Annotated in this window: 20 protein-coding genes; 12 read left to right on the top strand and 8 right to left on the bottom strand. The window is 64.5% G+C overall.

Annotation, left to right across the window (positions count from 1 at the left end):
• Positions 1 to 125 precede the first annotated feature (125 nt).
• Positions 126 to 1,658, bottom strand: coding sequence for a type VI secretion system contractile sheath large subunit (gene tssC, locus ACE3QM_RS18790; protein ID WP_374423996.1), 1,533 nt, complete (start codon positions 1,656 to 1,658; stop codon positions 126 to 128).
• A 16-nt stretch (positions 1,659 to 1,674) separates the two neighbouring features.
• Positions 1,675 to 2,181, bottom strand: a complete 507-nt coding sequence (gene tssB / locus ACE3QM_RS18795; RefSeq protein ID WP_231462007.1) for a type VI secretion system contractile sheath small subunit — start codon at positions 2,179 to 2,181, stop codon at positions 1,675 to 1,677.
• Positions 2,182 to 2,707: 526 nt separating this feature from the next.
• Here tssB and tssK point away from each other — a divergent pair.
• The 12 genes from tssK to ACE3QM_RS18855 all read left to right on the top strand — a co-directional run bounded on the left by tssK (position 2,708) and on the right by ACE3QM_RS18855 (position 17,302).
• A complete protein-coding gene (gene tssK, locus ACE3QM_RS18800; RefSeq protein WP_374424045.1) occupies positions 2,708 to 4,033 on the top strand; it encodes a type VI secretion system baseplate subunit TssK in 1,326 nt (441 codons plus the stop codon).
• A complete protein-coding gene (locus ACE3QM_RS18805) occupies positions 4,030 to 4,692 on the top strand; it encodes a DotU/TssL family secretion system protein (RefSeq protein WP_374424000.1) in 663 nt (220 codons plus the stop codon). The genes tssK and ACE3QM_RS18805 overlap by 4 nt, the downstream gene beginning before the upstream one ends.
• 83 nt (positions 4,693 to 4,775) lie before the next feature.
• Positions 4,776 to 6,347: an OmpA family protein gene (locus ACE3QM_RS18810; RefSeq protein WP_374424002.1), complete on the top strand. Its 1,572-nt coding sequence runs from the start codon at positions 4,776 to 4,778 to the stop codon at positions 6,345 to 6,347.
• Between the two features lie 87 nt (positions 6,348 to 6,434).
• Positions 6,435 to 6,920 (top strand): Hcp family type VI secretion system effector, encoded by a 486-nt coding sequence (locus ACE3QM_RS18815; protein WP_107799463.1) that lies wholly within the window; start codon positions 6,435 to 6,437, stop codon positions 6,918 to 6,920.
• 139 nt (positions 6,921 to 7,059) lie between these two features.
• On the top strand, positions 7,060 to 9,678 hold the full coding sequence (tssH, locus tag ACE3QM_RS18820; RefSeq protein ID WP_374424005.1) for a type VI secretion system ATPase TssH: 2,619 nt from the start codon (positions 7,060 to 7,062) through the stop codon (positions 9,676 to 9,678).
• Positions 9,679 to 9,868: 190 nt separating this feature from the next.
• The gene (gene motA / locus ACE3QM_RS18825; protein ID WP_048411977.1) at positions 9,869 to 10,726 is read left to right on the top strand and encodes a flagellar motor stator protein MotA; all 858 of its coding nucleotides are present in this window, start codon (positions 9,869 to 9,871) and stop codon (positions 10,724 to 10,726) included.
• Positions 10,727 to 10,740: 14 nt separating this feature from the next.
• On the top strand, positions 10,741 to 11,670 hold the full coding sequence (gene motB / locus ACE3QM_RS18830; protein ID WP_048411978.1) for a flagellar motor protein MotB: 930 nt from the start codon (positions 10,741 to 10,743) through the stop codon (positions 11,668 to 11,670).
• Between the two features lie 16 nt (positions 11,671 to 11,686).
• Positions 11,687 to 12,430, top strand: a complete 744-nt coding sequence (locus ACE3QM_RS18835) for an SAM-dependent methyltransferase (RefSeq protein ID WP_374424008.1) — start codon at positions 11,687 to 11,689, stop codon at positions 12,428 to 12,430.
• On the top strand, positions 12,417 to 13,742 hold the full coding sequence (locus tag ACE3QM_RS18840) for an HDOD domain-containing protein (RefSeq protein ID WP_048411979.1): 1,326 nt from the start codon (positions 12,417 to 12,419) through the stop codon (positions 13,740 to 13,742). The genes ACE3QM_RS18835 and ACE3QM_RS18840 overlap by 14 nt, the downstream gene beginning before the upstream one ends.
• A 5-nt stretch (positions 13,743 to 13,747) precedes the next feature.
• Positions 13,748 to 14,548 (top strand): TrmH family RNA methyltransferase, encoded by an 801-nt coding sequence (locus ACE3QM_RS18845; protein ID WP_374424011.1) that lies wholly within the window; start codon positions 13,748 to 13,750, stop codon positions 14,546 to 14,548.
• A gap of 123 nt (positions 14,549 to 14,671) precedes the next feature.
• Complete coding sequence (locus ACE3QM_RS18850; RefSeq protein WP_048411981.1) at positions 14,672 to 15,226, top strand: DUF2867 domain-containing protein; 555 nt, start codon at positions 14,672 to 14,674, stop codon at positions 15,224 to 15,226.
• Positions 15,227 to 15,319: 93 nt separating this feature from the next.
• A complete protein-coding gene (locus ACE3QM_RS18855; RefSeq protein ID WP_374424014.1) occupies positions 15,320 to 17,302 on the top strand; it encodes a rhomboid family intramembrane serine protease in 1,983 nt (660 codons plus the stop codon).
• Positions 17,303 to 17,314: 12 nt separating this feature from the next.
• Here the strand turns inward: ACE3QM_RS18855 and ACE3QM_RS18860 are convergent, their stop codons facing one another.
• From ACE3QM_RS18860 to ACE3QM_RS18885, 6 genes are all read right to left on the bottom strand, one after another.
• Complete coding sequence (locus ACE3QM_RS18860; RefSeq protein WP_048411983.1) at positions 17,315 to 18,433, bottom strand: 2-methylaconitate cis-trans isomerase PrpF family protein; 1,119 nt, start codon at positions 18,431 to 18,433, stop codon at positions 17,315 to 17,317.
• A gap of 1 nt (position 18,434) precedes the next feature.
• On the bottom strand, positions 18,435 to 19,658 hold the full coding sequence (locus tag ACE3QM_RS18865) for a multifunctional CCA addition/repair protein (RefSeq protein ID WP_374424017.1): 1,224 nt from the start codon (positions 19,656 to 19,658) through the stop codon (positions 18,435 to 18,437).
• Positions 19,659 to 19,673: 15 nt separating this feature from the next.
• Positions 19,674 to 20,621: a complex I NDUFA9 subunit family protein gene (locus ACE3QM_RS18870; protein WP_374424019.1), complete on the bottom strand. Its 948-nt coding sequence runs from the start codon at positions 20,619 to 20,621 to the stop codon at positions 19,674 to 19,676.
• A 203-nt stretch (positions 20,622 to 20,824) separates the two neighbouring features.
• Positions 20,825 to 22,720: a transglycosylase SLT domain-containing protein gene (locus tag ACE3QM_RS18875; protein ID WP_374424021.1), complete on the bottom strand. Its 1,896-nt coding sequence runs from the start codon at positions 22,718 to 22,720 to the stop codon at positions 20,825 to 20,827.
• Between the two features lie 84 nt (positions 22,721 to 22,804).
• Positions 22,805 to 24,259, bottom strand: a complete 1,455-nt coding sequence (locus ACE3QM_RS18880) for a TrkH family potassium uptake protein (RefSeq protein WP_374424023.1) — start codon at positions 24,257 to 24,259, stop codon at positions 22,805 to 22,807.
• Positions 24,260 to 24,262: 3 nt separating this feature from the next.
• Positions 24,263 to 24,655 (bottom strand): VOC family protein, encoded by a 393-nt coding sequence (locus ACE3QM_RS18885; RefSeq protein WP_048411987.1) that lies wholly within the window; start codon positions 24,653 to 24,655, stop codon positions 24,263 to 24,265.

The following is a 24,655-nucleotide window of genomic DNA, read 5'->3' on the forward strand; positions in this document are numbered from 1 at the left end:
GACCGACAGCAGCTCGGCCGGCAGCTCGGCGATCTTCAGATGATAGTGCTGTTGCAGCGGCATGGCGGCTTCTCCATATCGGCCAGTCCCCCCGGCCCGTTGCGCAGGCCGGGGGGCGGCGACGTTTAGTTCTTGGCCTTGGGCATTTGCGAAACCAGGGACAGGTTGATGTCCAGGCCCTCCACCTGGAAGTGCGGCACGATGAACAGCTTGACCTTGAAGAAGCCGGGGTTGTCATCGATGTCTTCGACGATGACCTGGGCGTCGCGCAGCGGGTGCGAGGCTTGCAGCTCGTCGCTGGGGTCGGTCATTTCGGTGACCAGCAGCTTGATCCAGGTGTTGAGCTCCAGTTCCAGCAGCCGGCGGTCCTTGGTGGCGCCGATGTTCTCGCGCTGGATCAGCTTCAGGTAGTGCGCCAGCCGCGACAGCAGGAAGATGTACGGCAGCCGCGCGTTGATGCGGCTGTTGGCGCTGGCCTCCTTGGTGTCGTACAGCGCCGGCTTTTGCGTGGAATTGGCGGAGAAGAAGCAGGCGTAGTCGCGGTTCTTGTAGAAGGACAGCGGGACGAAGCCCAGGTTGGCGAATTCGAATTCGCGGGTTTCCGGAATCAGCACTTCGGTGGGGATTTTCACCTGGTTGCCTATGCCCAGGTCGTACAGGTGAATGGGCAGGTCTTCCACCAGGCCGCCGGCTTGCGGGCCGCGCACTTGCACGCACCAGCCGTTGCCGATGAAGCTGCGCACCATATTGGCGGCAAAGGCGAAGGCGGCGTTGGCCCACAGGTAGCGCTGGTGGTCCGGGCCCTTGACGTTTTCGGCGTAGTTGAAGCTGCGCACCGGCACGGTGTCGGGTCCATAGGGCAGGCGCGCCAGGAAGCGCGGCAAGGTCAGTCCGATGTAGCGGGCGTCGTCGCTGTTGCGGAAGCTGCGCCATTTGATGTATTCCGCGCGGTCGAAGTAGTTGGCCACGTCCTGGATGGCGGCCACTTCATCCATGCTTTGCTTGCCGAAGAAGGCCGGCCCCACCGAGCCGATGAAGGGCATGTGGGCGGCGGCGGCCACCTTGGCGATGTCGCGCAGCAGCGCGATGTCCTGCGGGCCGCGGTCGAATTCGTAATTGGAGATGATGGCGCTTATGGGTTCGCCGCCTGGGGTGTCGTATTCCTGGATGTAGGTGTGCTGGTAGAGGCCGCTCTGGATCACTTCCGGCGCGTCGTCGAAGTCGTTGCGCAGGTCTTCCTTGCTGACGTCCAGCACTTCGATCTTGACGTTCTTGCGGAAGTCGGTGCGATCCACCAGGAAGCGCAGTCCGCGCCAGCAGGACTCTATTTGCTGGAAGGCGGGGGCGTGCATCACCGCGTCCAGCTGGCGGCTGATCTGCGCGTCGATGTTGGCGATGTGGAAGTCCAGCAGGCTTTTGTCCAGTCGGTCCACTTTCTGCGAGGATTCCTGGATCATTTTCAGGAAGACGTTGACCGCCACCGCGATGCGTTCGTCCAGCGGCGCGTCCGACATCACTTCGGCGGTCTGATAGGCCTCGATGGGCTGGGTGCTGGCCACCGGCGCCAGGTTTATTTTGGCGCATAGCGATTCGTAAACGCTGACCGGCGATTCCAGCACGATGGTGTCGTCAGCTTGCTGTTGCTTTTTGGTAGACATGGTGAGGACTCCTGGCTTAGTGGGCGGCTTGGCTGAGCGGGATGATGCGTTCCAGTTCGCTGCGCAAATTGGCGGACAGCGCGTCGTCGCGCAGGATTTTTTCCAGCTCGCGGCGGAAGGAGGCGTTGTCCAGCAGATTGGCCTTGAGGTCGCGCAGCAGGTTGCGCATTGCCAGCAGCGCGCGCAGTTCCGGGATTTGCGCCGCTACCTGTTCCGGGTGGAAGTCCTTCATCGCTTTGAAATCCAGGTCCACCGCCATTTCAGAGCCGTCGCCGGCCAACGTGTTTTCCACCACCAGCTTGGCTCTGGGCTTGAGCTCGGCCAGCACGGCGTCGAAGTTGTTCTTGTCGATCGACACCTTTTCCCGTTCCGCCAGCGGCCGATGTTCCTGGCCATGGCTGTAGTCCCCCGCCACCAGCAGTTTCAGTGGGAGTTCGACTTTCTTCTGCGCTCCACCGGTATGCAGATCCAGTTTGATGTTGACCCGCGCGGCGGGCACTTCGTTTTGAAAGCTTTCGGCCATGGTGTTTTCCTCAGTTGCGATCAAGATTGCAGCGCGCCCATTTTTCCTGCTGGATAAATGGGCGAGGTTGCGTGTTTGCCGCGTTTTCACACGTTGCTGGCGGCGATATGGGCTATGTCGGCGTGACTGTTTTCTCCTGGTTTTAGGTCAATGTGGCTGCTGTATTTTCTTTCTGCCTAAATTTATCGATCGCTGTTGAGCGGTTTTTTAATTAGCTTTCAATGTTAACCATATTGTGTTGTTTGATGCAATATTGTTTTTTTGTTGACATAAAATATTGTTTTTGGCCTAGAATGTTTGAGATTTTTCCGTGAAGCGCCATGTATATTTTTTTGTCATTTTTATTTTTTAATGTTTTCCTATTTGCTTTTTTGTTTAATTAATGAATTGGGTTTTTATTTTGTTTGGCGTTTTGTCGGACGGTTTTAAGGCTGGGTAGCTTGCGCTGACTCTGCTTCGCTTGGTGTCAGCCGCTCCTGAATTAGAGCTTGCTCACGAGGTTATCTCCATGAGGATTTTTCGTCCGATGTGGCTGGAGGGGGCTTTATTGTCTCCTCAGCACTTTCAGCAGCAGTCATTGTGGTTTTCTCATTTGGCAGCCTCGTTTGGGCGTTTGGCCCAGCCTTATTTTTGGGGCTGCTGGGAAGTGGGTTGGGATGAGGCGGCCTTGAGCCTTGGCAAGCTGAAGCTGGAGCGTTTACGCCTGGTCCTGCCGGATGGCGCTGTCGTCGATTGTGTCGAAGTGGATCAATTGCCGCCGGCCAGGGAGCTGCTGGTAGCGGCGGAAACGCAGAGCCTGATGGTGTCGTTGGGCCTGCCGTTGTGGGATGCCGGCGGCGGCAATTGCGAACGGAGTAGCGAAACGCCATCGCGGCCGCGACGACAGCGCTGCGAATACCGGGAAGTGAACGATTTATATGATGGCCCGCCAGCGGAGTTGGCCGTGGAGCGCGGCAATTTGCGCCTGCTGCTGGAGTTCGAGGAGCAGGCGGATTATGTCTGCTGCCCATTGCTGCGCCTAAGCCGCGATGGTCAGGGGCGCTGGACGCGGGACGAAGCGTTCTGGCCGCCGTCCCTGCGGCTAGATAGTGTCCCCGGTTTGCTGGACCTGGCCGGGCGGGTCGAGGAGATGCTGCTGGCGCGCAGCCGCCAGTTGTCTGAGCGCCGGCGCGAGCGTGGACGCGGCATGGTGGATTTTTCGGTGTCGGACGCCGGCTTGTTCTGGTTCCTGCATTGCGTGAACAGCGCCTGGCCGGTGCTGGCGCATTTGCGCGGGACGCCGGCCAGTCATCCGGAGGCCCTGCACCGCGCGCTGGCGCAGCTGTGCGGCATGCTGAGCACATTCTCGCTGCAGCAGGATCTGGCGGATATCCCGGCCTATAGGCATGAAGATGCCCGGCCCGGCTTTTTGCAGCTGGAAGACCGGATCAGGACGAGCCTGGAGCAGGTGATTCCCTCGCAGGTGGTGCTTGTGCCCTTGGCCAAGGGCACGTCGTCGACGTGGCATGGAACGCTGGCGGACTCCAGGCTGGCAGAGCAGGGCGGCTTTTATCTGTCGGTACGGGCGGATATGCCGCCGGCGCAGCTATTGGAGCGCTTTCCCGCCGTGTGCAAGATCGGCGCGCCGGAGGAGGTGGAGGCCCTGCTCAGTACGGCATCCAGCGGCGTGCCCTTGAGTGTGCCGGCACGTTTGCCGGCCGCTTTACCGGTGCGCATGGAAAACCTGTACTTCGTCTTGGACGCCGCGCATCCGGCATTCAAACGCATGCTGGATGTGCAGGCATGCTCCTGCTATGTGCCCGCGTCCTTGCCGGGCGTGGCGCTTGAACTCTTCGTGGTGCTGCAATCATGAACAAACCATTTCCGCCGGAGATTTTGGCCCGAGGCCTTAGGGACACGGCGCTGACAGCGTCGATGCTGGCCGACAAGGATGCGCCCGAGCATGTGGAGGACTGGCGCGAGCATGCGGCCGGTCTGGTGCACACGTTGCGAGAGGACCTGCGCCAGGCTGGCGCAGGCGAGGCTTTGATCGCCAGCGTCAGTTACGCGCAATGCGCGTTGTTGGACGAGGCGGCGCTGCGCCGGCTGCAGGGCGACCAGCGCGCGGCATGGGCGCGGGAGCCCTTGCAGGTGCGGTTTTTCAATAGTTACCAGGCGGGCGAGGCTTTGCTGCAGCAGATGCGCGAGCACTTGGCACAGCCCGGCGCGCCCGCGGCGCTGAGCTGGTGCTATGCGATGACGCTGGCGCTGGGTTTCCGCGGCGGCGAGGACGAAGCCGCCTGCCAGGCCTTGCTGGGGCGCTTGAGCGCGGGATTGGAGGCGCCACCGCCATTGCCGGCGGGCGAGTTTGACGGCCAGGTCGCGCTGATGCGCGGCAATGCTTCCCGCTACCTGCGGCGCGTGGCCTTGCCGTTGGCGGCGGCGGTGGCGGGCCTGGCGGCCTTGTTCTTTGCCTATGCGGTCTTGCATGGCTGGCTGGGCGCCGCCGATGCGGCGCTGGCGTTGGCATGAGGGAGCGAGCGATGCGGACGCGGGCGCATTCTTTCTGCTTGTGGGGCTTGTCGCTGGCGGCGGCTTCGTGGTGGCTGACGTTCATGACGCCTTGGAGCGGAGGGCTGCGCCTGGGCGCGGTGCTGCTTGCGGTGGCTGTCTGGCTGGCCTGGATCGGATGGCGGCTGCGGCGGCCCTGCGGCGGGCAGGCGGAGCGGGATGCGGTGTTGCCGGGCCTTCTGGAACTGCCGCAGGGCTGGCGCGGCGATCGTGTCACGGTGGTGGAGCTGGAAAGCCGGCGCGGCGCCTACGTGGCGGCGGAGGATGGCGTGCTGCGGGTGATGGTGCCCACGCCGGCGCTGTTGGAGCGGGTGATGTCCGAACTGGTGGCCTGGCGGCGGGGCGTTCCGCCCAATGCGCTGACCTTGCGGGTGGAGGCGGCGGCCGAGTGTGGCGAATCGGCCTGGCTGGGCCGTTTGCAAGCTTGGCGGCAGGCGATTGCCGACGCGGAGGCGCGCTTGGGGTGTCGCTTGCCTCTGTATTTATTGGTGAGATTTCCCGCGCCGAGGCGTTGCGCCGGCATCAATGGGGCCTTGGGCGTGGTGCTGAAAGGCGCGCCGTGTTCCAGCCTGCGCCAATGGCGCGAGCGGCTGGATGAGTGGCGCAAGCAACTGGAGTTGCAAGCGCCGGGCTTGGGCGATGGAGAGGGACGGGCTCGCTTCGATTTGCGGCAGCGCGCCGGCGCGGTGGGGGGCTGGCTGGCTTCTCAGGCGTTGCCTGCCTTGCTGCAAGGCGCCACGCCGTTGCCCGCCCCCGGTTTGCAAGGCATCGCCCTGCTGCCGGCGCAGGGCGGCGATGCTGCGCTGTCGCCGTGGGGGCGCGCCCGGCAGGCCTTGAGCGGTCTGGCGGTGCGGCCGCTAAGCGCCGGCGGCGGCGAAGAGGGCGGGCTGCCCGGCAGTTGGCTATTTGGCCTGGAGCGCGGCCCGCGTTTGTCCGCCGGCTGGAAACTGGTCTTGAATCTTTGGTTGCTGGCCTGCTTGACGGCGATGGCGACGCTGGCCGCTTCGGCCTGGTCCAATCGCCAATTGCTGGAACGGCTGGCGGCCGATGTCGCGCATTATCGATCGCTGCCCGTGGAACGGGATGCGGAGCGCCGCCAGGCCTTGCTGGTGCTGGAGCGGGATGCGCGCGAATTGCAGAGCCATGCCGATCTTGGCGTGCCACTGCGCTTGGGCTTCGGTTTTTATCGGGCGCGGCCCTGGCATCAGCGCATCGCCAGGCTGATTGCAGAGTATCGGCCTCCGCAGGCGGCGCCGGTTTCGGTGTCGCTGGACAGCTTGTCCTTGTTTGATAGCGGCAAGGCCGCGCTGCGCCCGGACGCGGCGGCTTCTCTGGAGCCGGTGCTGGCCGCCTTGCGCCAGCACGCTGACCGCAATGTGTTGGTGGCCGGGCATACCGATAGCGTGGGACGTGCTGACGCGAATCAGCGCTTGTCGCTGGAGCGCGCCGCCGCGGTGCGCGATTGGCTGGTGCAAGTGTCTGGATTGCCGCTGAGCCGCTTCGCGATCCAGGGTTATGGCGCAACCCGGCCGCTGGCGAGCAATGACGATGCCGAGGGCCGGGCCAGGAACCGGCGCGTGGAGATTACCTTGCTGCCATTCCCTCCCGTGAAGTAAGGGTTGGGGGCGAGGAGGCTTCCCGGTTGCAGTCCGGGGTTTTTGTGAAACTTAAATTATTAAGTTGATTCATTGGGAGAACGAGCGATGGCAATTCCCGCATATATGTGGCTGAAGGATGACGGCGGCGCCGATATCAAGGGGTCGGTAACGGTGCAAGGCCGCGAGAACAGTGTGGAGGTGGTGGAGTTCGATCATGCAGTGCGCATTCCCACCGATGGCAATACCGGCAAGCTGACTGGCACCCGGGTGCATGAGGCGCTGACCCTGGTCAAGGAGTTTGATGCTTCATCGCCGTATTTGTACAAGGCGGTGACCAGCGGGCAGACGCTGAAGGAGGTGGAGTTCAAGTGGTATCAGATCGATGACGCCGGCAGCGAGCAGGAGTATTTCAATATCAAGCTGGACAACGTCAAGGTCGTGTCGGTGGCCCCCAAGATGTACAACATCAAGGATCCGGATCGGGAGCGTTACAACCATCTGGAAGAGGTGGAAATGCGCTACGAAAAGATTACCTGGGCCTATAAGGACGGCAACATCATCCACTCCGACAGCTGGATTGAAAACCGTTAGCGCCGCCATGCGCGGCAAGCGCTGGGCTGGTTTAGGCGCGTGGCCGGCTTAGCGTTTCGCGGTTGACGGAGGAGGTTTACGGCACTTTTGTGATGCCGGCCATTTTGGCCGGCATGCGCTTTTTTGGGAAAAGACGGACATGACTCTCGATTCTGTTCATTTGCTGCGGAGGCTGAACGAGCACTGCGCCCATGCGCTGGAGGCGGCGGCCGGCTTGTGCCAGACGCGCGCGCACGCGGAGATCACGGTTGAGCACTGGCTGGTCAAGTTGCTGGAGCAGGGCGATGGCGATCTGGCCGTCTTGCTGCGGCATTACGAGATCGACGTGGATGAGGTGTGGCAGGGCTTGCTGGCCGCGCTGGAGCGCTTGCCGCGTAATATGCGCGGCAAGCCCGGGCTGTCGCGCGGGTTGCAGGAGCTGCTGCAGGCGGCCTGGCTGATCGCTTCGCTGGATTTTGGTGGCTTGCGGATACGCTCGGCGCATTTGTATCTGGCCTTGCTGGCGGCGCCGGAGCGTTTGTCTTGTCGGCAGGCTTGGCCCTTGTTCAGCCTGTCCGCGGCGCAGCTTCGCGCGCGCTGGGCATGGCTGGAGCAGGTGTCGGCGGAATCCGAGGCGCGGAGCGGCCCGGACGAGCTGTCTTCGCCGGCGGAGGCTGGACGGGAGGCGGAAACGGCGCTTGGCGAGTTGCCGGAGGTCTTGACCCGGTTCGCCGGCGATTTGACCGCCAAGGCGCGTCAGGGCTTGATCGATCCGGTGCAGGGCCGTGACAAGGAGATGCGGCAGATGGTGGATGTTCTGCTGCGCCGTCGGAAGAACAATCCCATCCTGGTGGGCGAGCCTGGGGTGGGCAAGACGGCGCTGGCGGAGGGGCTGGCCTTGGCCATCGCTTCCGGCGAGGTGCCGCAGGCATTGCGCCAAGTGCGGCTGCTGGCGTTGGACATTGGCCTATTGCAGGCGGGCGCGGGCGTCAAAGGCGAGTTCGAGCAGCGGCTGAAACTGGTGATCGAGGCGGTGCGCACGTCCGAGCAGCCTATTCTGCTGTTTATCGATGAGGCGCATGTGCTGGTGGGCGCGGGTAATGCAGCCGGCGGCAGCGACGCGGCGAATTTGCTGAAGCCGGCGCTGGCGCGTGGCGAATTGCGGACGATAGCCGCTACCACTTGGTCGGAGTACAAGCAGTATTTCGAGCAGGACGCGGCGCTGGAGCGGCGGTTCCAGATGGTGAAGGTGGAAGAGCCGGACGATGCCGCCGCCTGTCTGATGTTGCGCGGCCTGAAGTCGCGCTATGCCGAGCATCACGGGGTGGCGATCCGCGATGAGGCGATCACGGCGGCGGTGAGTTTGTCGCGGCGCTATCTGGCCGGCCGGCAGTTGCCGGACAAGGCGGTGGATTTGATCGACACTGCGGCGGCGCGAGCGCGGCTGAGTCTGGAAGGCGGCGCGGTGGAGTTGCAGCTTGTGCAGGCGCGGGTGTCGGCGCTGGACAGCGAGAGGGAGGCCTTGTTGGATGAGGCTAGGCTTGGCGCTGGCGACACGCAGCTTGAGACGCGCCTGCAGGCGGTCGACACCGAGCTGGCCGAGACGCGGCTTGAAGCCGAGGTGTTGCAAGGGCGTTATCAACAGGAACGGCTGAGCGCGGAGTCCTTGCGCCAGCAGTGCCGGGAGCGGGGCGAACAGCCGGGCGGCGCGGCGCGGCTGGCGCAGGCGCGCGCCGAGCTGGCGGCGCTGCAGGGGGAGCGCCGCTTGGCGGTCGCGGAGGTGGATGCGGCCTTGGTGGCGGAAGTGATCGCCGATTGGACCGGGGTGCCGGTGGGCAGGCTGCTGGCCGACGACGCGGCGAACCTGCTGGGCCTGGCTGCTTCTTTGCGGGAACGGGTGCGCGGGCAGGAGGGCGCGGTGGCTGAGATCGCACAGTCCTTGCTGGCGGCCAAGTCCGGCCTGGAGCCCAGCCGCGGCCCGCTGGGGGTGTTTCTGCTGACCGGACCGTCCGGCGTGGGCAAGACCGAGACCGGACTGGCGCTGGCCGATTTATTGTTTGGCGGCGAACAGGCGCTGCTGACCATCAATCTGTCCGAATATCAGGAAGCGCACACGGTGTCGCAGTTGAAAGGTTCGCCGCCGGGTTATGTCGGCTATGGCCAAGGCGGGGTGCTGACCGAGGCGGTGCGGCGGCGGCCCTATAGCGTGATTCTGCTGGACGAGGCGGAGAAGGCGCACCGGGATGTGCTGAACCTGTTTTACCAGGCGTTCGACCGCGGCTTCATGCGGGATGGCGAGGGCCGTGAGATCGATTTTCGCAATACGCTGTTTCTGCTGACGTCGAATCTGGGCAGCGAGCTGTTGCTGGAGCAGGACGCGGAGCCGGAGCGAGAGGCGTGGCTGGATGCGCTGCGGCCATTATTGCTGGCCCATTTTCAGGCGCCGCTGCTGGCGCGGATGCAGGTGGTGCCGTATGGGCTGTTGTCGGCGTCCGCGCTGGCGGAAATCGCGCAATTGAAACTGACGGCGTTGGCCGCGCATCTGAAGGCGTCGCAAGGCATGATGCTGGAGGCGGGGGCGGACTGCGCGCGGGCGTTGGCCAGCGCCTGCGGTCGGCGTGACAACGGCGCGCGCGGCCTGGACCATCTGGTGCGGCAGCAGTTGTTGCCGGAGATGGCGGCGCAGTGTCTGCAATGGCGGCTGGAGCACGGCGGGATGCCGGCGAGAATCACGCTGGCGACCGGGAGCGGCGGTGAGCTGGAGATGGCATTGTCTTGAAGGCAGACCGAAGGTCCTTGCTTGGCCACGTCATTTTTCAGCGCTGGTGAATATCACCTTCCATGTTTTTTGCAGCTGGGAAAGCGGGTTGATACAATTCAATCCGCTTTTTCTATTATGAATAGAATAAAAGTCGTGCTGTAATGGAAAACGCAGCGATCCGAAAAATCACAAAGACAGGACTTGACGCATGTTCGTCGGAATCGGCTACCTCATTATTCTGGGCTCCGTGCTGGGGGGATTCGTCGCTGCGGGGGGGCATCTCGCCGCGTTGATGCAGCCGCTGGAGGTGGTGATGATCGCTGGCGCCGCGCTCGGCGCCTTCGTGGTGGCCAACGGCGGCGCGCCGCTGAAGGCGACCATGAAAGCCTTCCCCACCGTGTTCAAGGGCTCGCCTTACGGCAAGGCCTTCTACATGGAACTGTTCTCGCTGTTGTTCGAGATTCTGACCAAGGTGCGCAAGGAAGGCCTGATGTCCATCGAGGCCGATGTCGAGAACCCGGAAGCCAGCCCTGTCTTTTCCAAATACACCACGGTCTTGCATGACCATCACGTGGTGGAATTCATCTGCGACTATCTGCGCCTGATGGTGGGCGGCAACCTCAACGCCTTCGAAATCGAGAACCTGATGGATGTGGAAATCGAAACCCACCATCACGAGGGCGAGGTGCCGGTCAACGCGGTCAAGGGCCTGGCCGACGGTCTGCCGGCCTTCGGTATCGTGGCGGCGGTGATGGGGGTGGTGCATACCATGGAGTCGGTGGGCGCGCCGCCGTCGGAACTGGGCATGCTGATCGCCCACGCGCTGGTGGGCACCTTCCTCGGTATCTTGCTGGCTTACGGCTTTGTCGGCCCGCTGGCCACCATTCTCGAGCACAAGCTGGGTGACGGCACCCGGGTCTACCAAACCATCAAGGTCACCATCCTGGCCAGCCTCAACGGCTATGCGCCGCAAGTGGCGGTGGAATTCGGCCGCAAGGTGCTGGCTTCGCATGATCGTCCGTCCTTCAAGGAACTGGAAGACCATGTGAAACAGGCCAAGAAATAAGCGACGGGGACATCATGGCTGACGAATCGCAACGGCCCATCATCGTCAAACGCATCAAGAAGGGCGGCCACGGCCACCACGGCGGCGCCTGGAAAATCGCCTATGCCGACTTCGTGACCGCGATGATGGCGTTCTTCCTGTTGATGTGGCTGCTGGGCTCGGCCTCGCAGGGCACGCTCAACGGCATCGCCGAGTACTTCAAGACGCCGCTGAAGGTGGCGCTGTCCGGCGGCGCCGGCGCCGGCGACGCCACTTCGGTGATCAAGGGCGGCGGCAATGATTTGACCAAGCAGACCGGCCAGGTCAACAAATCCGGCTCGCCGCAGGACGAGATCATGCGCAAGCAGCGCGAGCAAGCGTCGATGGAGCAGCTGCAGAACAAGATTCAGAGCACGGTGGATCACAGCGAACTGCTCAAGGAATACAAGAACCAGCTCAAGCTGGAAATCACGCCGGATGGCTTGAAGATACAGATCGTCGATGAGCAGAACCGCTCGATGTTCGATTCCGGCAGTTCGCGCATGCTGCCGCATACCCGCGTGCTGCTGCAGCAGCTGGCCAAGGAGTTGAACATGATGCCGAACAAGATCAGCATCTCCGGCCATACCGATGCCAAGCCCTTTGGCAGCGGCCAGGGCGGCTACAGCAACTGGGAGTTGTCCGCCGACCGCGCCAACGCGGCGCGGCGCGAGCTGGTGGCCGGCGGCTTGCAGGACAACAAGGTGCTGCGCGTGGTGGGCCTGGCCTCGGCCAATCCGCTGGTCAAGACCAATGTGTTCAGCCCGGAAAACCGCCGTATCGCCATCGTGGTGCTGAACAAGGAAGCGGAAAGCAATATCCTCAACGACGGCTATAAGCCGCAGATGAACCAGGAAGTCATCGGCGGTCCGACCGAGGGCGAAGCCGAACCGGCCGCCACGCCGGCGGAAGCTCCGGCCAAATGAAGCGGGAGGCTTGGGCTTGCTGAGTCGGCTGCGCCATCTCGGCTTGCAGTTGCTGGCGGCGGTTGTGGCCATGTATTTCGTCGCGCCGGCGGCGCAGCCGCTGGGCTGGGCGATATTGCAGGGCTTGTGCGCGGCGGCCTTGGCCATTTTCATGCGTCTGCCCGGTTGGCAGCGTTTATTGCACGGCCTGTTCGTGCCGGCGCTGGCGCTGATGCAGCAGGCGGCCTTGCCGTCCTGGGTGTATTTGCTGGGCCTGGCGCTGACCTTCGCGCTGGGCCGCAACGCGGTGCTGGAACGCGTGCCCTTGTACCGATCGTCGGCGCAGGCCGCGGAACGGCTGGCAGGCCTGCTGCCGGAGCGCGCGGCGCTGCTGGAGGCCGGTTGCGGCGATGGCAGGCTGGCGGTGCGGCTGAACCGGTTGCGGCCGGATTTGCGGGTGAGGGCGCTGGAAAACGCTTGGGGCAGCTGGGCGCTGGCGCGCGCGCGCTGGTGGCTGGAGCAGCGTCCGCAAGGGGTGGAGTTCGCCTGCGGCAGTTTCTGGCGCGAGCCTTGGGGCGGTTATGATGCGGTATACGTGTTTCTGTCCCCGGAGCCGATGGCGCGCGTCTGGCGCAAGTTCCTGGCCGAAGGCCGGCCAGGCAGCCTGCTGGTCAGCAATACCTTCGCCGTTCCCGATGTAGAACCCGATGAACGCATCCCGCTGGGAGGCGCTTTGCAAACCGAACTACTGATCTGGCGCCACCCACATGGAGCTTGCTAACTGGATCAAGTCCATCGCCGAACGGCGCTGGCCGATTCTGCCCGATACGTTGGGCGAGCTGAAAGATATTTGCGCTCGCCACAGCGACCTGATCAATTTCACTGATCTTGCCAATCTTTGCCTGTCCGACCCTTTCCTGCTGCTGGACCTGGCGCGGGTGGTCGGCGGTTCGCGCGCGCTGCAGCGCAATGAAAGCATTCCCTCGGTGGAGCAGACGCTGCTGCTGATGGGGCTGGAGGCGGTGACCAACCGCTTTGGCCGCGTCGCCGCGCTGGAAGCGGAGCCGGGCAAGCTGGACGAGGAGGTGCTGGAAGCGGTGGGCGACTGGCTGGGCCGCTCGCGCGTGGCGGCCTTGCTGGTCAAGGAGTGGCTGTCCCTGATGGGCGATCACAAGGTGGAGGACTGCTTCGTCGCCGCCTTGCTGTACAATCTGCCCGCCTGCCTGTTCATGATGCAGCGCAATCAGTTGCCCTATCGCCCGCTGCTGCAGGAAGTGTCGGATACCTTCCAGTGCGATTACGCTCAGGTGCTGGAGCAATTCATCAAGCTGATGCCGCTGCCGGTGGGGCTGAACGCTCTGCTGGGGCCGGGCAGCCCGACCAAGCGCCGCCAGCTGCTGCGCCTGGCGATGGCCACCGCCAACTCCTTGGAGCAGGGCTGCTGGCGCAGTACTTGGCAGGTGGGCGTGGACGCCGCGGCCAAGTTGATAGGCTGCGCGCCGCAGCTGGCCTACCAGGCGGTGGTGCACGCGGCGCTGTCGGTGGCGCGCCATCCGCGGGCGGTGGGCTATAGGTATCCGGTGCGCAGCCTGTTGATGCTGGAGGGGGAGTACAAGCGGCCCTCGTTGCAGAAAACCGCGGCGCTGAGCGATGCCGAGCAGATGGAGAAGGCGATACGCGAATCCATCCGCCACCTGGCCAATGATCTCAAGTTCGAGCGCGTGCTGTATTACCGCTACGATCAAGACGCGCATGCGCTCAAGCTGCGCTATCAACTAGGCTTGAGCGAGGGACATCCGCTGCGCAAGCTGCCTTTGGCGCTGGAGCCGGGCTCCTTCTTCGCGCTGTTGACCAGCAAGGCGCAGAGCTTCCACGCGCCGGCCTCGGTGCGCCAGCAACTGGAGCGGCGCTATGAGGATCTGTTTTTCGAACAGATCGGGGATAGTGAGTTCGCCCTGATCACTCTGTTTGTCGGGCATGCATTGTCCGGCGTGTTCTATGTCGACAACGGCCATAGCGGCCAGGTGATCGACGAGGACAGTTATCACCGATTCAAGGATTTAGTGGCGCGCCTGACCATGCTGCCGCAATAGCACACATGTCGTACATCAGCAAAATCATCACCTCGGCGCATAACGACGAGATCAAGCAATTGGCGCGCCTGGCGCAAAATCCGCGCGAGCGCCGCAAGCAGCAACTGATGCTGTTGGAAGGCATCCACCTGACCGAGTCCTGCCTGGAGGCCGGCATCGTTCCTGAGCGGGTGTATCTGAACGAGGCGGCGCAGGCGCATGCGGAGGTGGGCGCGCTGCTGCGGCGGCTGCATGCGCCGACCACGGTGGTCACGGTGCCGGAAGCGGTGCTGGCCAAGGCCACCGCGCTGGCCAGCGCCGGGGAGCTGCTGGCCTTGTGCCCGCGGCCGCAGCCACGGCCCAGCCCGGCCGCCGCGCCGCGGGTAATGCTGGAAGACATCCAGGATCCGGGCAATCTCGGCACCATTCTGCGCTGCGCCGCGGCGGCCGGGGTCCGCGAGGTGATGCTGTCCAAGGGCTGCGTCGACGTCTATTCCCCCAAGGTGCTACGCGCCGGCATGGGCGCGCACTTCGCGCTGAATATCCATGAACAGGTCGATCTGTGCGCCGAGCTGGCGCGTTATGAGGGCCGCAAGCTGGTCACTCACCTGGAAGGATCGACTTCCTTGTACACACAGGATTTGCGCGGGCCGGTGGCCTTTGTTTTCGGCAACGAGGGCGCCGGCGTCAGCGCGGAGGCGCTGGCGCTGGCCGACGCGCGGGTGCGGATCCCGATGCCTGGGCATGCCGAATCGCTGAATGTGGCGATGGCGGCGACGGTGTGTTTGTTTGAGCGGGTGAGGCAGTTGGAATTAGGCTCATCCTGAGCATTGTGAACGTGTTTACGCTCTCGCGGGCTAGGGCGAGACAAGGCCTGCTCACCGTGTGGCATTCCACGACGCGTGGCAGATCGTAAACAGGTTCTGAGAACGTTGGACTAGGGGGAAGATATGACCAGGTTCGCGCTGGCGGAGCGCATCCTGCCCAACTATCAGTTTGTCGAGACGCATTCCCGCATTTTGGCGGCGGATGAGGCCTCGGTGCTGGACGCGGTGCAGCGCGTCGCGCCGGCGGACGACCCATGGGCGCGGCGTTTCATGGCGTTGCGCGAGCTGCCAGGCCGCTTGAGCGGCGCCTTGCCGGGCAATCGCCCGCCATTTGGCATGCACAGCTTCACGCCGCTGGCGCGTGACGGTGACAATGAGCTGACGCTGGGCCTGGTGGGCGAGTTCTGGCGCGCCGATTTCGGCTTGCGCGAGATCGGTGGCCTGGATGATTTTGTCGCCTTTCGCGAGCCGGGAGTCGTGCGGCTATTGCTGAGCTTTCATTGCGAAGCGGTCGACCGCGGCACGCGGCTTTCCACGCAGACTCGGGTGCATTGTCCGGATGCCGCTTCTCGTCTGCGCTTCGCTCCGTACTGGTATCTGATTCGGCCGGTCAGCGGCCTGATCCGTCGGCGCATGCTGCGTCAGGTGGAGCAAGCGCTGCGCAGCGCCGCGGCATGATTTGATAGCGTCCGATTTTTATTTTTGTCGAATTGCTTTATCATGCTTTCCGGATATTGAATTGGCAATTTTAAGAACAGGACAATGGCACGCATGACTGAAGCTGCGCTCGACCCTTCCCTGTCCCGCTACGGCGGGATTTCTTCTATTCTGCGCCAGCATTGGGCCACCATCGGCCTGGTGCTCGCCAATCTGATCGTTTATGTCTGGATGGGCGCTAGCGGCGTGTCCTGGACCGAGCCCGACCCCGAACAATTGGTGGAGTGGGGCGCCAATCTGGCGCCGTTCACCTTGAGCGGCGACAGCTGGCGCCTGTTCAGCAGCATGTTCGTGCATGGCGGCGCGGTGCATCTGCTGCTCAATATGTATATGTTGCTGCTGATCGGTCCCTTGGCGCAGAAACGCTTCGGCGGCATCGGCTTTCTGGCGATTTATCTCGCCACCGGTCTGGCTGCTGGTTTGACCAGCGCCTGGTGGCATGGCACCCATCCAGTGACCAATCTGCTGATGCAGAGCAGCATCCGCCTGGTGGCCAGCGTGGGCGCATCCGGCGCCTTGATGGGCCTGGCCGGCGCTCTGTGCGTGGCCGGCCTCAGCGACGCCGACATGGGCGGTTCGCGGGGCAAGGCCTTGGCGCAAGTGGTGTTGCTGAACCTGGGCATGGGCTTCATGGTGTCCGGCGTGGACCAGGCCTGCCATATCGGCGGTCTTCTGACGGGCTTGCCGCTGGGGGCGTTGGGCTGGCTGAACTTGCGCCCGCTGCGGCGGCATGTGATGTTCGCCGCCTTGGCTGGCGCGGCCGTGGCCGGAGCGCAGCCGGCGAGCCGGGCGCTGGGCTCCGATGAACTGAGTGAAATGGCGGTCAAGATACGCCAGCAGCGGCAGGAGGAATTGGAGCAGGCGCGGCTGGAGGCGGAGAAAGCCCAGCGCGTGGAGTTGGCGCGCAGCGAGCGGGCGGCGCGGCCCAAGCCGGTGAGCAAGGAGCAGGCGGCCGGCGTGGAGATTCCGCTGAGTCTGAGCGGGGTGTACGGTTCTGCGGTATTGAGCGCGGACGGCGCCCGCCTGTATCTGGCCGACACCGAGCAAAACAGCCTGGAGGTGGTGGATCTGCGGCAGCAGCGGCTGGAGCGCAGCATAGCCGGCCCCAAACTGCCGGTGCCCAAGAACGCCATTTGCGGCCAGAATCTGTGCCGCGGCATCGGCGCGTGGTCGGTGGCGCTGAGTCCGGACGAACGCTGGGCCTTGGTGCCGGGGATGGCGAACGACGCGGTGGCCTTGGTGGATTTGCGGACGGGCGGCATCGTTCACCGTTTCGCCACCGGCAGATTGCCGAGTCAGGCGCTGTTCAGCCGCGATGGTCAGCGCGCCTATGTGATCAATGCCGGCGACAATACCTTGAGCACCCTGGACTTGGCGCAGCGCCGTGTCATCGGCCAGCCCGTGCGCTTGGGCGAGCCCAGCCAAGAAGTGGGCGCGCGCTTCAACAGGCCGTTGCTGCGCCTGAATGCCGCCGGCGACAAGCTGTTGTTGAGCGATGCGCGCCTGGATACGCTGCAGCTATTGGACCTGCGCTCGATGCAGCCTAGCGGCAAGCCGCTGACCTTGCCCTCGGACGCGCTGGATGACTGGGCGGCGGATCCGGCCGGCAATCTGTGGTGGCCGACGCGCGGCAATGTGATGTGGCAGTATCAAGGCGAGCCGCTGGCGGCGCGCCAGGCCTGGCTGCATTGTGAGGCCGAAGGTTGGCAGAAGCTGGCGGCGAGCGCGGACGGCGCCTGGCTGGCCAGCTACAAGGACAGCGGCGGCGTGATCCGCTTGTTGAGCCGCCGCAGCCTGAGCACGGTCGGCGTGTTCCCGGTGGATTCCATACCGCGTCGGCTCTTGTTCAGCCGTGATGGCAAGACCTTGCTGAGCGTGCATGAACATGGAGTGACTCTGTTCGCCTTGGACAAGAGCATGGATGCGGCGGCCTATGTCGCCGAGAATGAAGAGGCGTATTGCAATGTGCGCACGCCGCAGCAGATGGCCGCCGCGAAAGAGCGCCTGCGGCAGTCCGGCTGGCCCATGCTGCCTTGACGCGCAGGCCCGCTACTCCAGCGGGATGTAGACTTCGCCGCGCATCAGCGGCCTGGCGGTGCGGGTCATCACCACTTCGCTGATGTTCCAGCCGTATTCGACGGAGTGTCCCAGTACCGCTTCCACGGTTTGCTTGCCGCTGGCGTGGCTGAAGCTCAGCGGCATGCCACGCACCGGCGCGCCGGCCATTTGTTGCGGCAGCGTGCCTTCCGTGGCGCAGGCGCAGGCCAGCGCGATGGCGCCGGTGCCGGTGAAGGCATGGTGCAAAGAGCGGCTGGAGGTCATGATGCGCGCGTTGATCTGGCAATCGTCGTCCCGGCTTTCCGACACCAGGCTGATCCGCGGCGTGCCCGGCCGTTCGCGCCGGGCGGCGAAGATGTCGGGCGCCAGGCCCATGACCACGGCGGCGATTTCACGCGCCCATTCCAGCCGGTGGCGGGTGTTGTCCGGCAGCGCCGCCATGTCTTCGTCGCCCTTGAGGCCAAAATCGCGCGCGCGCACGAATACCGTGGGATTGCCGGCATCCACCAGCGTGGCTTCAAGATGGCTGCCGTCCGGCAGCGCCAGTTCGTCTATCAATCTGCCGGTGGGAAACAGCTCGCCGGAGCTGCCGCCAGCCGGGTCGAGGAAGCGCAGCCGGATCGGTGCGCCGGGGAAGGCTACGCCGTCGATGTGGTAGTCCCCCTGCCAGACCGGCTGGCCGTGCATGATTTCCAGTTCGGCGACGATGCGCTTGCCGACATTGGCTTGCCAGATGCCGATGGCGGCGACGCCGTCGCGTGGTTCCACCAGCTTTTCCATCACCGCGAACAGCGGCACCGCGGCGCTGAGATTGCCGCAGTTGCCGGACCAATCGATCATCGCGTCTTCAATCGACACATGGCCGAACAGGCAATCGACATCGCAATCGTCGCGCCGCGACGGGCTGAGTATCATCACCTTGCTGGTACTGGCCCGGCCGGTGCCCAGGCCGTCGATCTGCTTGCCGTGCGGGTCCGGGCTGCCTATCGCGCGCAACAGCATGCGTTCCCAGGTGGAGGTGTCCTCCGGCAGCGCGTCGGAGCGGATGAACAGACCCTTGCTGGTGCCTCCGCGCATCAGCGTGGACGGCAGACGGTAGATCGAGGCCATGTCAGTGCGTCTCCAGTTGCTCCTTGCGGCTGGCGATGGCGCGGGTCCGGGCGCGATCTATCGCTTCCGGCAGCGTGCGCTTGTCTTCCCACTGGCGGGCGATGCCGCCGGCGTCCACCGCCAGCGCCGCGTCCAGCAGCGCGGACAAGTAGTCCGCCTGCGGATAGGGCCGGTCGTGGAAACCCAGACGTCCGCGCGCGTCCGCGCGGCAGGCATCCAGCATCAGCAAGAAGCGTTCCGGCCGCCGCAAGGCGTCGGTTTGTTTGAACAATCTCAATATTGTGCTTGGCTTCAATTCGAAAGCACAGTGTACTTTGGTATGGCTCAATAGCGTGATGCGCGCCAGGTCGCGGCAGTCTGCCGGCACCCGCAAGCGTTGGCATAGCGCCAGCAGTGGCGCTTCGCCGGCGGCCTCGTGACCGATGTGGCGTGGCAGAATGTCCGCCGGCGTCAGCGCCTTGCCCAGGTCGTGGGTCAGCGCGGCGAAGCGCGCCGCCAGCGGCAGGCCTTGCTCGGCGGCGCAGTCCAGCACCCGCATCACGTGGTCGCCGGTGTCGATTTCCGGGTGATGGTCGGCGCGCTGCGGCACGCCGAACAGCGCGTCCAGTTCCGGCAGCACGCGGGCGAGCGCGCCGCAGGCGCGCAGCGCCAGGAACATGCGCGATGGCTTATCCTCCATCAGGCCCTTGGCCAGTTCCTGCCACACTCGCTCCGCCACCAGCGCGTCGGCTTCGCCGGCTTCTACCATTTGCCGCATCAGCGCCATGGTGTCCTCGGCCACGCTGAAGCCGAAGCGGGCGGCGAAGCGCGCCAGCCGCAGGATGCGCACCGGGTCTTCGGCGAAGGCGGGGCTGACGTGGCGCAGGACGCCGGCCTCGAGGTCACGTCGGCCGTGGTAGGGGTCGATCAGGCTGCCGTCCGCCGCCTCGGCGATGGCGTTGATGGTCAGGTCGCGCCGGGCCAGGTCCTGTTCCAGCGTCACGTCCGGCGCGGCGTAGACGGCGAAGCCGTGGTAGCCCTTGCCGGTTTTGCGCTCGGTGCGCGCCAGCGCGTATTCCTCGTGGGTGTCCGGGTGCAGGAACACCGGAAAGTCCTTGCCCACCGGCTTATAGCCCAGCGCCAGCATTTCTTGCGGGCTGGCGCCCACCACCACCCAGTCGCGGTCTTTCACCGGCAGTTGCAGCAGGCGGTCGCGCACGGCGCCGCCGACGATATAGCATTGCATCTATCCGTTTCCCATTCAGCGCGCGATCTGGCGGCGGTAGGCGGACATTTGCAGATTGAACTCCTCCGCGCCCAGTTGCGCGGGGATCAGCGCTTCCAGCGCCGTGGGACTGAAGCCCAGCAAGGCGGAGGGGAAGGGCTGGTCGCTGACATTGTCCACGCTCAGCGAGCGCACATTGTCGCGGCTGATCAGCGCCGGCCCGGGCAGGCATTCCATCAATGCGGCCTGCAGCATCGCCAGGCTCTGCGGCAGCGCGATCACCGGGCGCGGCTTGCCGATGTGGCGGCCCACCAGGCGCACCAGTTCGGCCAGCGTGTAAACGCGGGGGCCGGCCAGGTCCAGGCTTTGGCCTATGGCGGCGCGGCGCGACAGGCAGGCCGCCACCGCGTGGGCGACATCGCCGGCCCAGATCGGCGCGAAGCGGGTGTCGGCGCCGGCCAGCGGCAGCACTGGCGCTTTGCGCAGCAGGCTGGCGAACATATTGAGGAAGCTGTCGCCGTGGCCGAACACCACCGACGGACGCAAGAGGGTCCACTCCAGACCGCTCTCGCGCACGCGCGCCTCGGCGCGGCCCTTGCTTTGCTGGTACAGGCTGGGGCCGCGTTCGTCGGCGCCCAGCGCGCTGATGTGGATCAGCCGGCGCACGCCCTGTTTGCGGCAGGCCGCGATCACTTTTTCGGTCAATTGCACATGGGCCTTGTCGAACTGCGCGGCGCTGCCATGCAGGATGCCCACCATATTGATCACCGCGTCGTGGCCGGAAACCAGTTGTTCCAGCGCTTCCGGATGGTGGATGTCGGCGTCGACCAACTGCGCGCCGGGCAGCACCAGCAGCGAGGCCTTGGCGCGTTCGCGCCGGCGGGTGGCGATGGTCAGCTGGCAGCCTTGCTCGGTCAGCCGTTCCGCGATATAGCCGCCGATGAAGCCGCTACCGCCGATGATGCAGATGCGTTGATAAGTCATGGGGTCCCCTTTCTTTAGAGCCTGTTCAATGTCTGCTGTGCGTGGTGGAGCCTTGTACGGCGAGTAGCGTTTCGGAATGCTCGTGTGTGGTATGAGCATTCCCTTGCCTCGGTCATTACCTTGTTTCGAGCCAGCTCGACAGCCTTTGAACAGTCCATATAGTGGTTGCGGGAGAGCGCGCCGCCGTGGGGCGGCGCTTGGTTTTAGCGCGCCGGCACCACGCCCATCCGGTTCTTCAGCGAGATATTGGCGTGGCCGAAGGTGCTGGAGTAATAGGCGGCGTTGGCCATTACCTTTTGCACATAGTCGCGCGTTTCGGTGAAGGGGATGGTTTCGGCGTAGATGGTGCCGTCCAGCGTGCGGTCCGTCTGCCAGGCGCGCGCGCGGCCAGGGCCGGCATTGTAGGCGGCGGTGGCCATCACCTCATTGCTGGACAGGCTGTCCAGCACATAGCGCAGATACCAGGTGCCCAATTGCACATTGGTTTCGATGTCGTTGACCGCGTACTGGCCCAGGCCGATTTTCTTGGCCACCCATTTGGCGGTGGCCGGCATCAGCTGCATCAGGCCGGAGGCGCCGACGCCGGAACGCGCCATGGTGATGAAACGGCTTTCCTGGCGGATCAGGCCGTAGACCCAGGCGTCATCGATGTCCAGTTGCTTGGCGTAACGCTGAGTGACGTCGCGGTAGGGCGTCAGGTAGCGCAGCGAGTAATCGTGTTCTTCCTTGGTCCGTTCGGCGCTGTAGATGGCCATATCGTAGAAGCTGGCGCGGCGGCCCACTTCGGCGGCGGCCAGCAGCTCGATATCGCTGCGGTTGCGCATCGCCCAGCGCCATTCGCGCTGCGCGTCGGCGCGGAATTCGGGTTTGGCATAGCGTTCGGCCAGGTCCAGCAGCGCCAGCGAGCGTTTGATCGCCGGCTCTTCGCTCATTTGCTTGATGTCGTCCTTGGCCGGCCCGCTCTTGTTGGCCGGGGTGGACAGGCTGTTGCCAAGCTCTTCCAGCGATAGCAGCGCGTAATAATTGTGACCGATGCTGGCCTGGCTGAACAGCGGCGTGGCTTCGTTGGGGCGGCCCAGCTGTTGCAGCGAGCGGCCGCGCCAGTAGCGCCAGGCCGGCTTGGCGGCAACGGCGGCGGGCATGGAGCGGATGATCTTGTCCAACTGGGTCCATTGTTCCAGGCGCAGCGCGGAACGCGCCCACCATTCCCACTGCTCTGCGGTCAGCTGATCGGCATCGGCCTTGTCAAACCATTGCAGCGCCTGCGCCGACTGTTGCTTGCGCGCGGACAGCAACGCCAGTTGGCCCCAGGCGAAGCCGGCGCGTTCCTTGCTCAGGGCTGGTTCGTGTTCCAGCAGCTTGCTAAGGCCGTTGTTGATATTGGCCTTGCCCTTGATCACGATGTCGTAAACCGCGGCTTCCTGGCCGCCGGGGGTGGCCAGATTGGCGTTGGCCGGCTTGCTGAGCGCGGCGTTGTCCAGCGGCAGGCCGGTGCCGGCTGCCAGTTGCCGCGCCTGGGTCAGGTAGTTGCCGGCCAGGAGCAGGCGCGCGCGCTGCCACAGCCAATCGCGTTTCAGCACGCCGCGGCGCGCGGCGTCTTCTATCAGACGGTTGCAGCCTTCCGGCGCCGGGCGGCTTTCCAGGAAGCGATCCAGATCGGTGGGCGCCTTGCCCTGGTTCAGCTCGAACAATTGGCCGTAACAGGTGGATTCGTCGTCACGCCCTTCCGGCGGCAGCTTCTTCCATTCCGTGGCGAAGCGGCTCCAGTTTTCGCGTGCCGCCAGTTTTTTCAGCCATTCATTGCGCACCCGTTCCGGCATCAGGCCTTCGTTGACCCGATTCAGAAAGGTTTGGGCCGGGCCGTCGTCGTCGCCGTCCAGCGATTTGAGCGCCAGCCAGTAAGCCGGATAGTCCTTCAGCGGGTAGTTGGACGGCATGCCGCCCGCCAGGCTGGCCAGCTGTCCCAGCTTATTGCCGCGGAAGGCGTCGCGCGCGGCGATCAGCTCGTCGTCGGCGCCAGCGAAGGCGGGCAGGGCTGCGGTCAGCGCCAGGCTGAGGGCGAGCATGCGGCTTGGGGCGGTGAATGTCATAGGGTTCATGATCCGGTTTCGTTTTTTTATCCGGCGCGTGGCGCCGTCGTCGTCGTGGTCGGGCCCGCGGACGGACCCTTTGTTGTTTTCGTCCTATTTGCGCCAGAACGATGGCGTAAACAGGATCAGCAGGGTAAATACTTCCAGCCGGCCCAAGAGCATGGCCAGGCTGCAAATCCATATTTGGAGGTCGCTTAGCGACGCATAGTTCGATGCTGGGCCGACCACGCCTAGCCCGGGGCCGGCGTTGTTGATCGAGGCGATCACCGCGGTGAAGGCGCTGAGAAAATCCAGGCCGCTGGCGATCAGCGCAAAGCTTAATATCACTATGCACATGCAGTAGACAAATATGAAGCCCATTACCGACAGCATGACGCTTTCCGGCACGAGCTTGCCGCCGATCTTCACCGGTCGCACCGCCGCCGGGTGCAGCAGCCGCGTCATCTCGTTGACGCTCTGCTTGCTCAACATCAGGGTGCGCACCATCTTGATGCCGCCGCCGGTGGAGCCGGAGCAGGCGGTGATGCTGGACAGGAACAGCATCCACAAGGGCACGAAGATGGGCCAGCGCGCGTAATCCACGCTGGCGAAGCCGCTGTCGGTGGCGATGGAGATCAGGTTGAAGCTGACGTGGCGTAGCGCGGTGAGGAAGTCGTAGACATGGTGCGCCCATAAATACACGCTCATCGCCAGGATGCTGCCCAGTAGCAGCCACAGCATGGCCTTGGCTTCCGGGTCGCGCAGATAGGCGCGCAGCGAGCGCTGGCGCAGCGCCAGAAAGTGGGTGGCGAAGTTCATCGCGCCTATGATCATGCCGAAGCTCAGGATCAGTTCCACCGGCAGCGAGTCGAAAGCACCGACGCTGTTGTCCCGGGTGGAGAAGCCGCCCAGCGACAGCGCGGCGAAGGCGTGGCACACCGCGTCCAGCCAGCTCAGGCCGGCGGCTTTCAGCGCCAGCGCCACCGCCAGCGTCCAGCCGCTGTAGACCAGCCACAGGTTCTTGGCGGTTTCGGTGATGCGTGGCGCCAGCTTGCTGTCCTTCATCGGCCCCGGCGTTTCCGCCTTGTACAGCTGCATGCCGCCGATGCCGAGGATGGGCAGTATCGCCACCGCCAATACGATGATGCCCATGCCGCCCATCCAGTTGAGGAAGTGGCGCCAGAAATTGAGCGAGGCCGGCAAGGTGTCCAGGCCGCTGATCACGGTGGAGCCGGTGGTGGTGAGGCCGGACATCGCTTCGAAAAAGGCGTGGCTGAACGGCATGTCCGGCCGCGCCAGCATGAAGGGGAAGGAGGCGGTGATGGCGAAGCCCACCCACAGCGTGGTGACCAGAATGAAACCGTCGCGCGGCTTCAGTTCGCGCTGGGAGCGGCGGGTGGCCGACCACAGCGCAAGGCCGATGGCCAGGCCGGCCACGGCGGCGGTGACGAAGGTGTCCAGCGCGCCGTCGCGGTACAGGATGGACACCAGAGCCGGTGCGAGGAAGGTGCAGGAGAACAGCATGATCAGCTTGGACAGCACATAGAGGATGGCGAGTATCTTGCGCATGTCTCAGTCCCGCGGCTGGTAGAACTCAAGCGGCAAGCCGTCCGGGTCCGCGCAGAAGAAAAAGCGCGCGCCGGTGTACTCGTCCACGCGGAGGTCTTCCACCGCCACGCCCTCGGCCAGCAGGTTTTGACGGCAGGCGGCCACGTCGGCGCAGGCGAAGGCCAGGTGGCGCAGGCCGCAGGCTTCCGGCCGCGTGGGGCGCGGCGGCGGCGCTGGAAAGCTGAACAGCTCCAGTTGGCCGCCGCCCGGCACCGCCAGGTCCAGCTTCCAGGATTGGCGTTCGGCGCGCCAGTGCTCGGCCAGTATCGGCAGACCCAGGATGCGGTGGTAGAAGTCGCGCGAGCGCTGATAGTCGGCGGCGATGATCGCCACATGGTGCAGGCCGGTCAGATGCAT

It is taken from the genome of Chromobacterium sp., assembly GCF_041912965.1.
In the GTDB taxonomy this organism is placed as follows: domain Bacteria; phylum Pseudomonadota; class Gammaproteobacteria; order Burkholderiales; family Chromobacteriaceae; genus Chromobacterium; species Chromobacterium aquaticum.

Excerpts from the sequence above, each read along its gene's own strand:
- ACE3QM_RS18875 (WP_374424021.1), bottom strand. The coding sequence starts at position 22,720 with ATGAACCCTATGACATTCACCGCCCCAAGCCGCATGCTCGCCCTCAGC.
- ACE3QM_RS18855 (WP_374424014.1), top strand. The coding sequence starts at position 15,320 with ATGACTGAAGCTGCGCTCGACCCTTCCCTGTCCCGCTACGGCGGGATT.
- ACE3QM_RS18805 (WP_374424000.1), top strand. The coding sequence starts at position 4,030 with ATGAACAAACCATTTCCGCCGGAGATTTTGGCCCGAGGCCTTAGGGAC.
- ACE3QM_RS18870 (WP_374424019.1), bottom strand. The coding sequence starts at position 20,621 with ATGACTTATCAACGCATCTGCATCATCGGCGGTAGCGGCTTCATCGGC.
- tssH (WP_374424005.1), top strand. The coding sequence starts at position 7,060 with ATGACTCTCGATTCTGTTCATTTGCTGCGGAGGCTGAACGAGCACTGC.
- ACE3QM_RS18845 (WP_374424011.1), top strand. The coding sequence starts at position 13,748 with ATGTCGTACATCAGCAAAATCATCACCTCGGCGCATAACGACGAGATC.
- ACE3QM_RS18815 (WP_107799463.1), top strand. The coding sequence starts at position 6,435 with ATGGCAATTCCCGCATATATGTGGCTGAAGGATGACGGCGGCGCCGAT.
- motB (WP_048411978.1), top strand. The coding sequence starts at position 10,741 with ATGGCTGACGAATCGCAACGGCCCATCATCGTCAAACGCATCAAGAAG.
- tssC (WP_374423996.1), bottom strand. The coding sequence starts at position 1,658 with ATGTCTACCAAAAAGCAACAGCAAGCTGACGACACCATCGTGCTGGAA.
- ACE3QM_RS18840 (WP_048411979.1), top strand. The coding sequence starts at position 12,417 with ATGGAGCTTGCTAACTGGATCAAGTCCATCGCCGAACGGCGCTGGCCG.
- ACE3QM_RS18865 (WP_374424017.1), bottom strand. The coding sequence starts at position 19,658 with ATGCAATGCTATATCGTCGGCGGCGCCGTGCGCGACCGCCTGCTGCAA.
- tssB (WP_231462007.1), bottom strand. The coding sequence starts at position 2,181 with ATGGCCGAAAGCTTTCAAAACGAAGTGCCCGCCGCGCGGGTCAACATC.
- ACE3QM_RS18810 (WP_374424002.1), top strand. The coding sequence starts at position 4,776 with ATGACGCCTTGGAGCGGAGGGCTGCGCCTGGGCGCGGTGCTGCTTGCG.
- motA (WP_048411977.1), top strand. The coding sequence starts at position 9,869 with ATGTTCGTCGGAATCGGCTACCTCATTATTCTGGGCTCCGTGCTGGGG.
- ACE3QM_RS18860 (WP_048411983.1), bottom strand. The coding sequence starts at position 18,433 with ATGGCCTCGATCTACCGTCTGCCGTCCACGCTGATGCGCGGAGGCACC.
- ACE3QM_RS18880 (WP_374424023.1), bottom strand. The coding sequence starts at position 24,259 with ATGCGCAAGATACTCGCCATCCTCTATGTGCTGTCCAAGCTGATCATG.
- tssK (WP_374424045.1), top strand. The coding sequence starts at position 2,708 with ATGTGGCTGGAGGGGGCTTTATTGTCTCCTCAGCACTTTCAGCAGCAG.
- ACE3QM_RS18850 (WP_048411981.1), top strand. The coding sequence starts at position 14,672 with ATGACCAGGTTCGCGCTGGCGGAGCGCATCCTGCCCAACTATCAGTTT.
- ACE3QM_RS18885 (WP_048411987.1), bottom strand. The coding sequence starts at position 24,655 with ATGCATCTGACCGGCCTGCACCATGTGGCGATCATCGCCGCCGACTAT.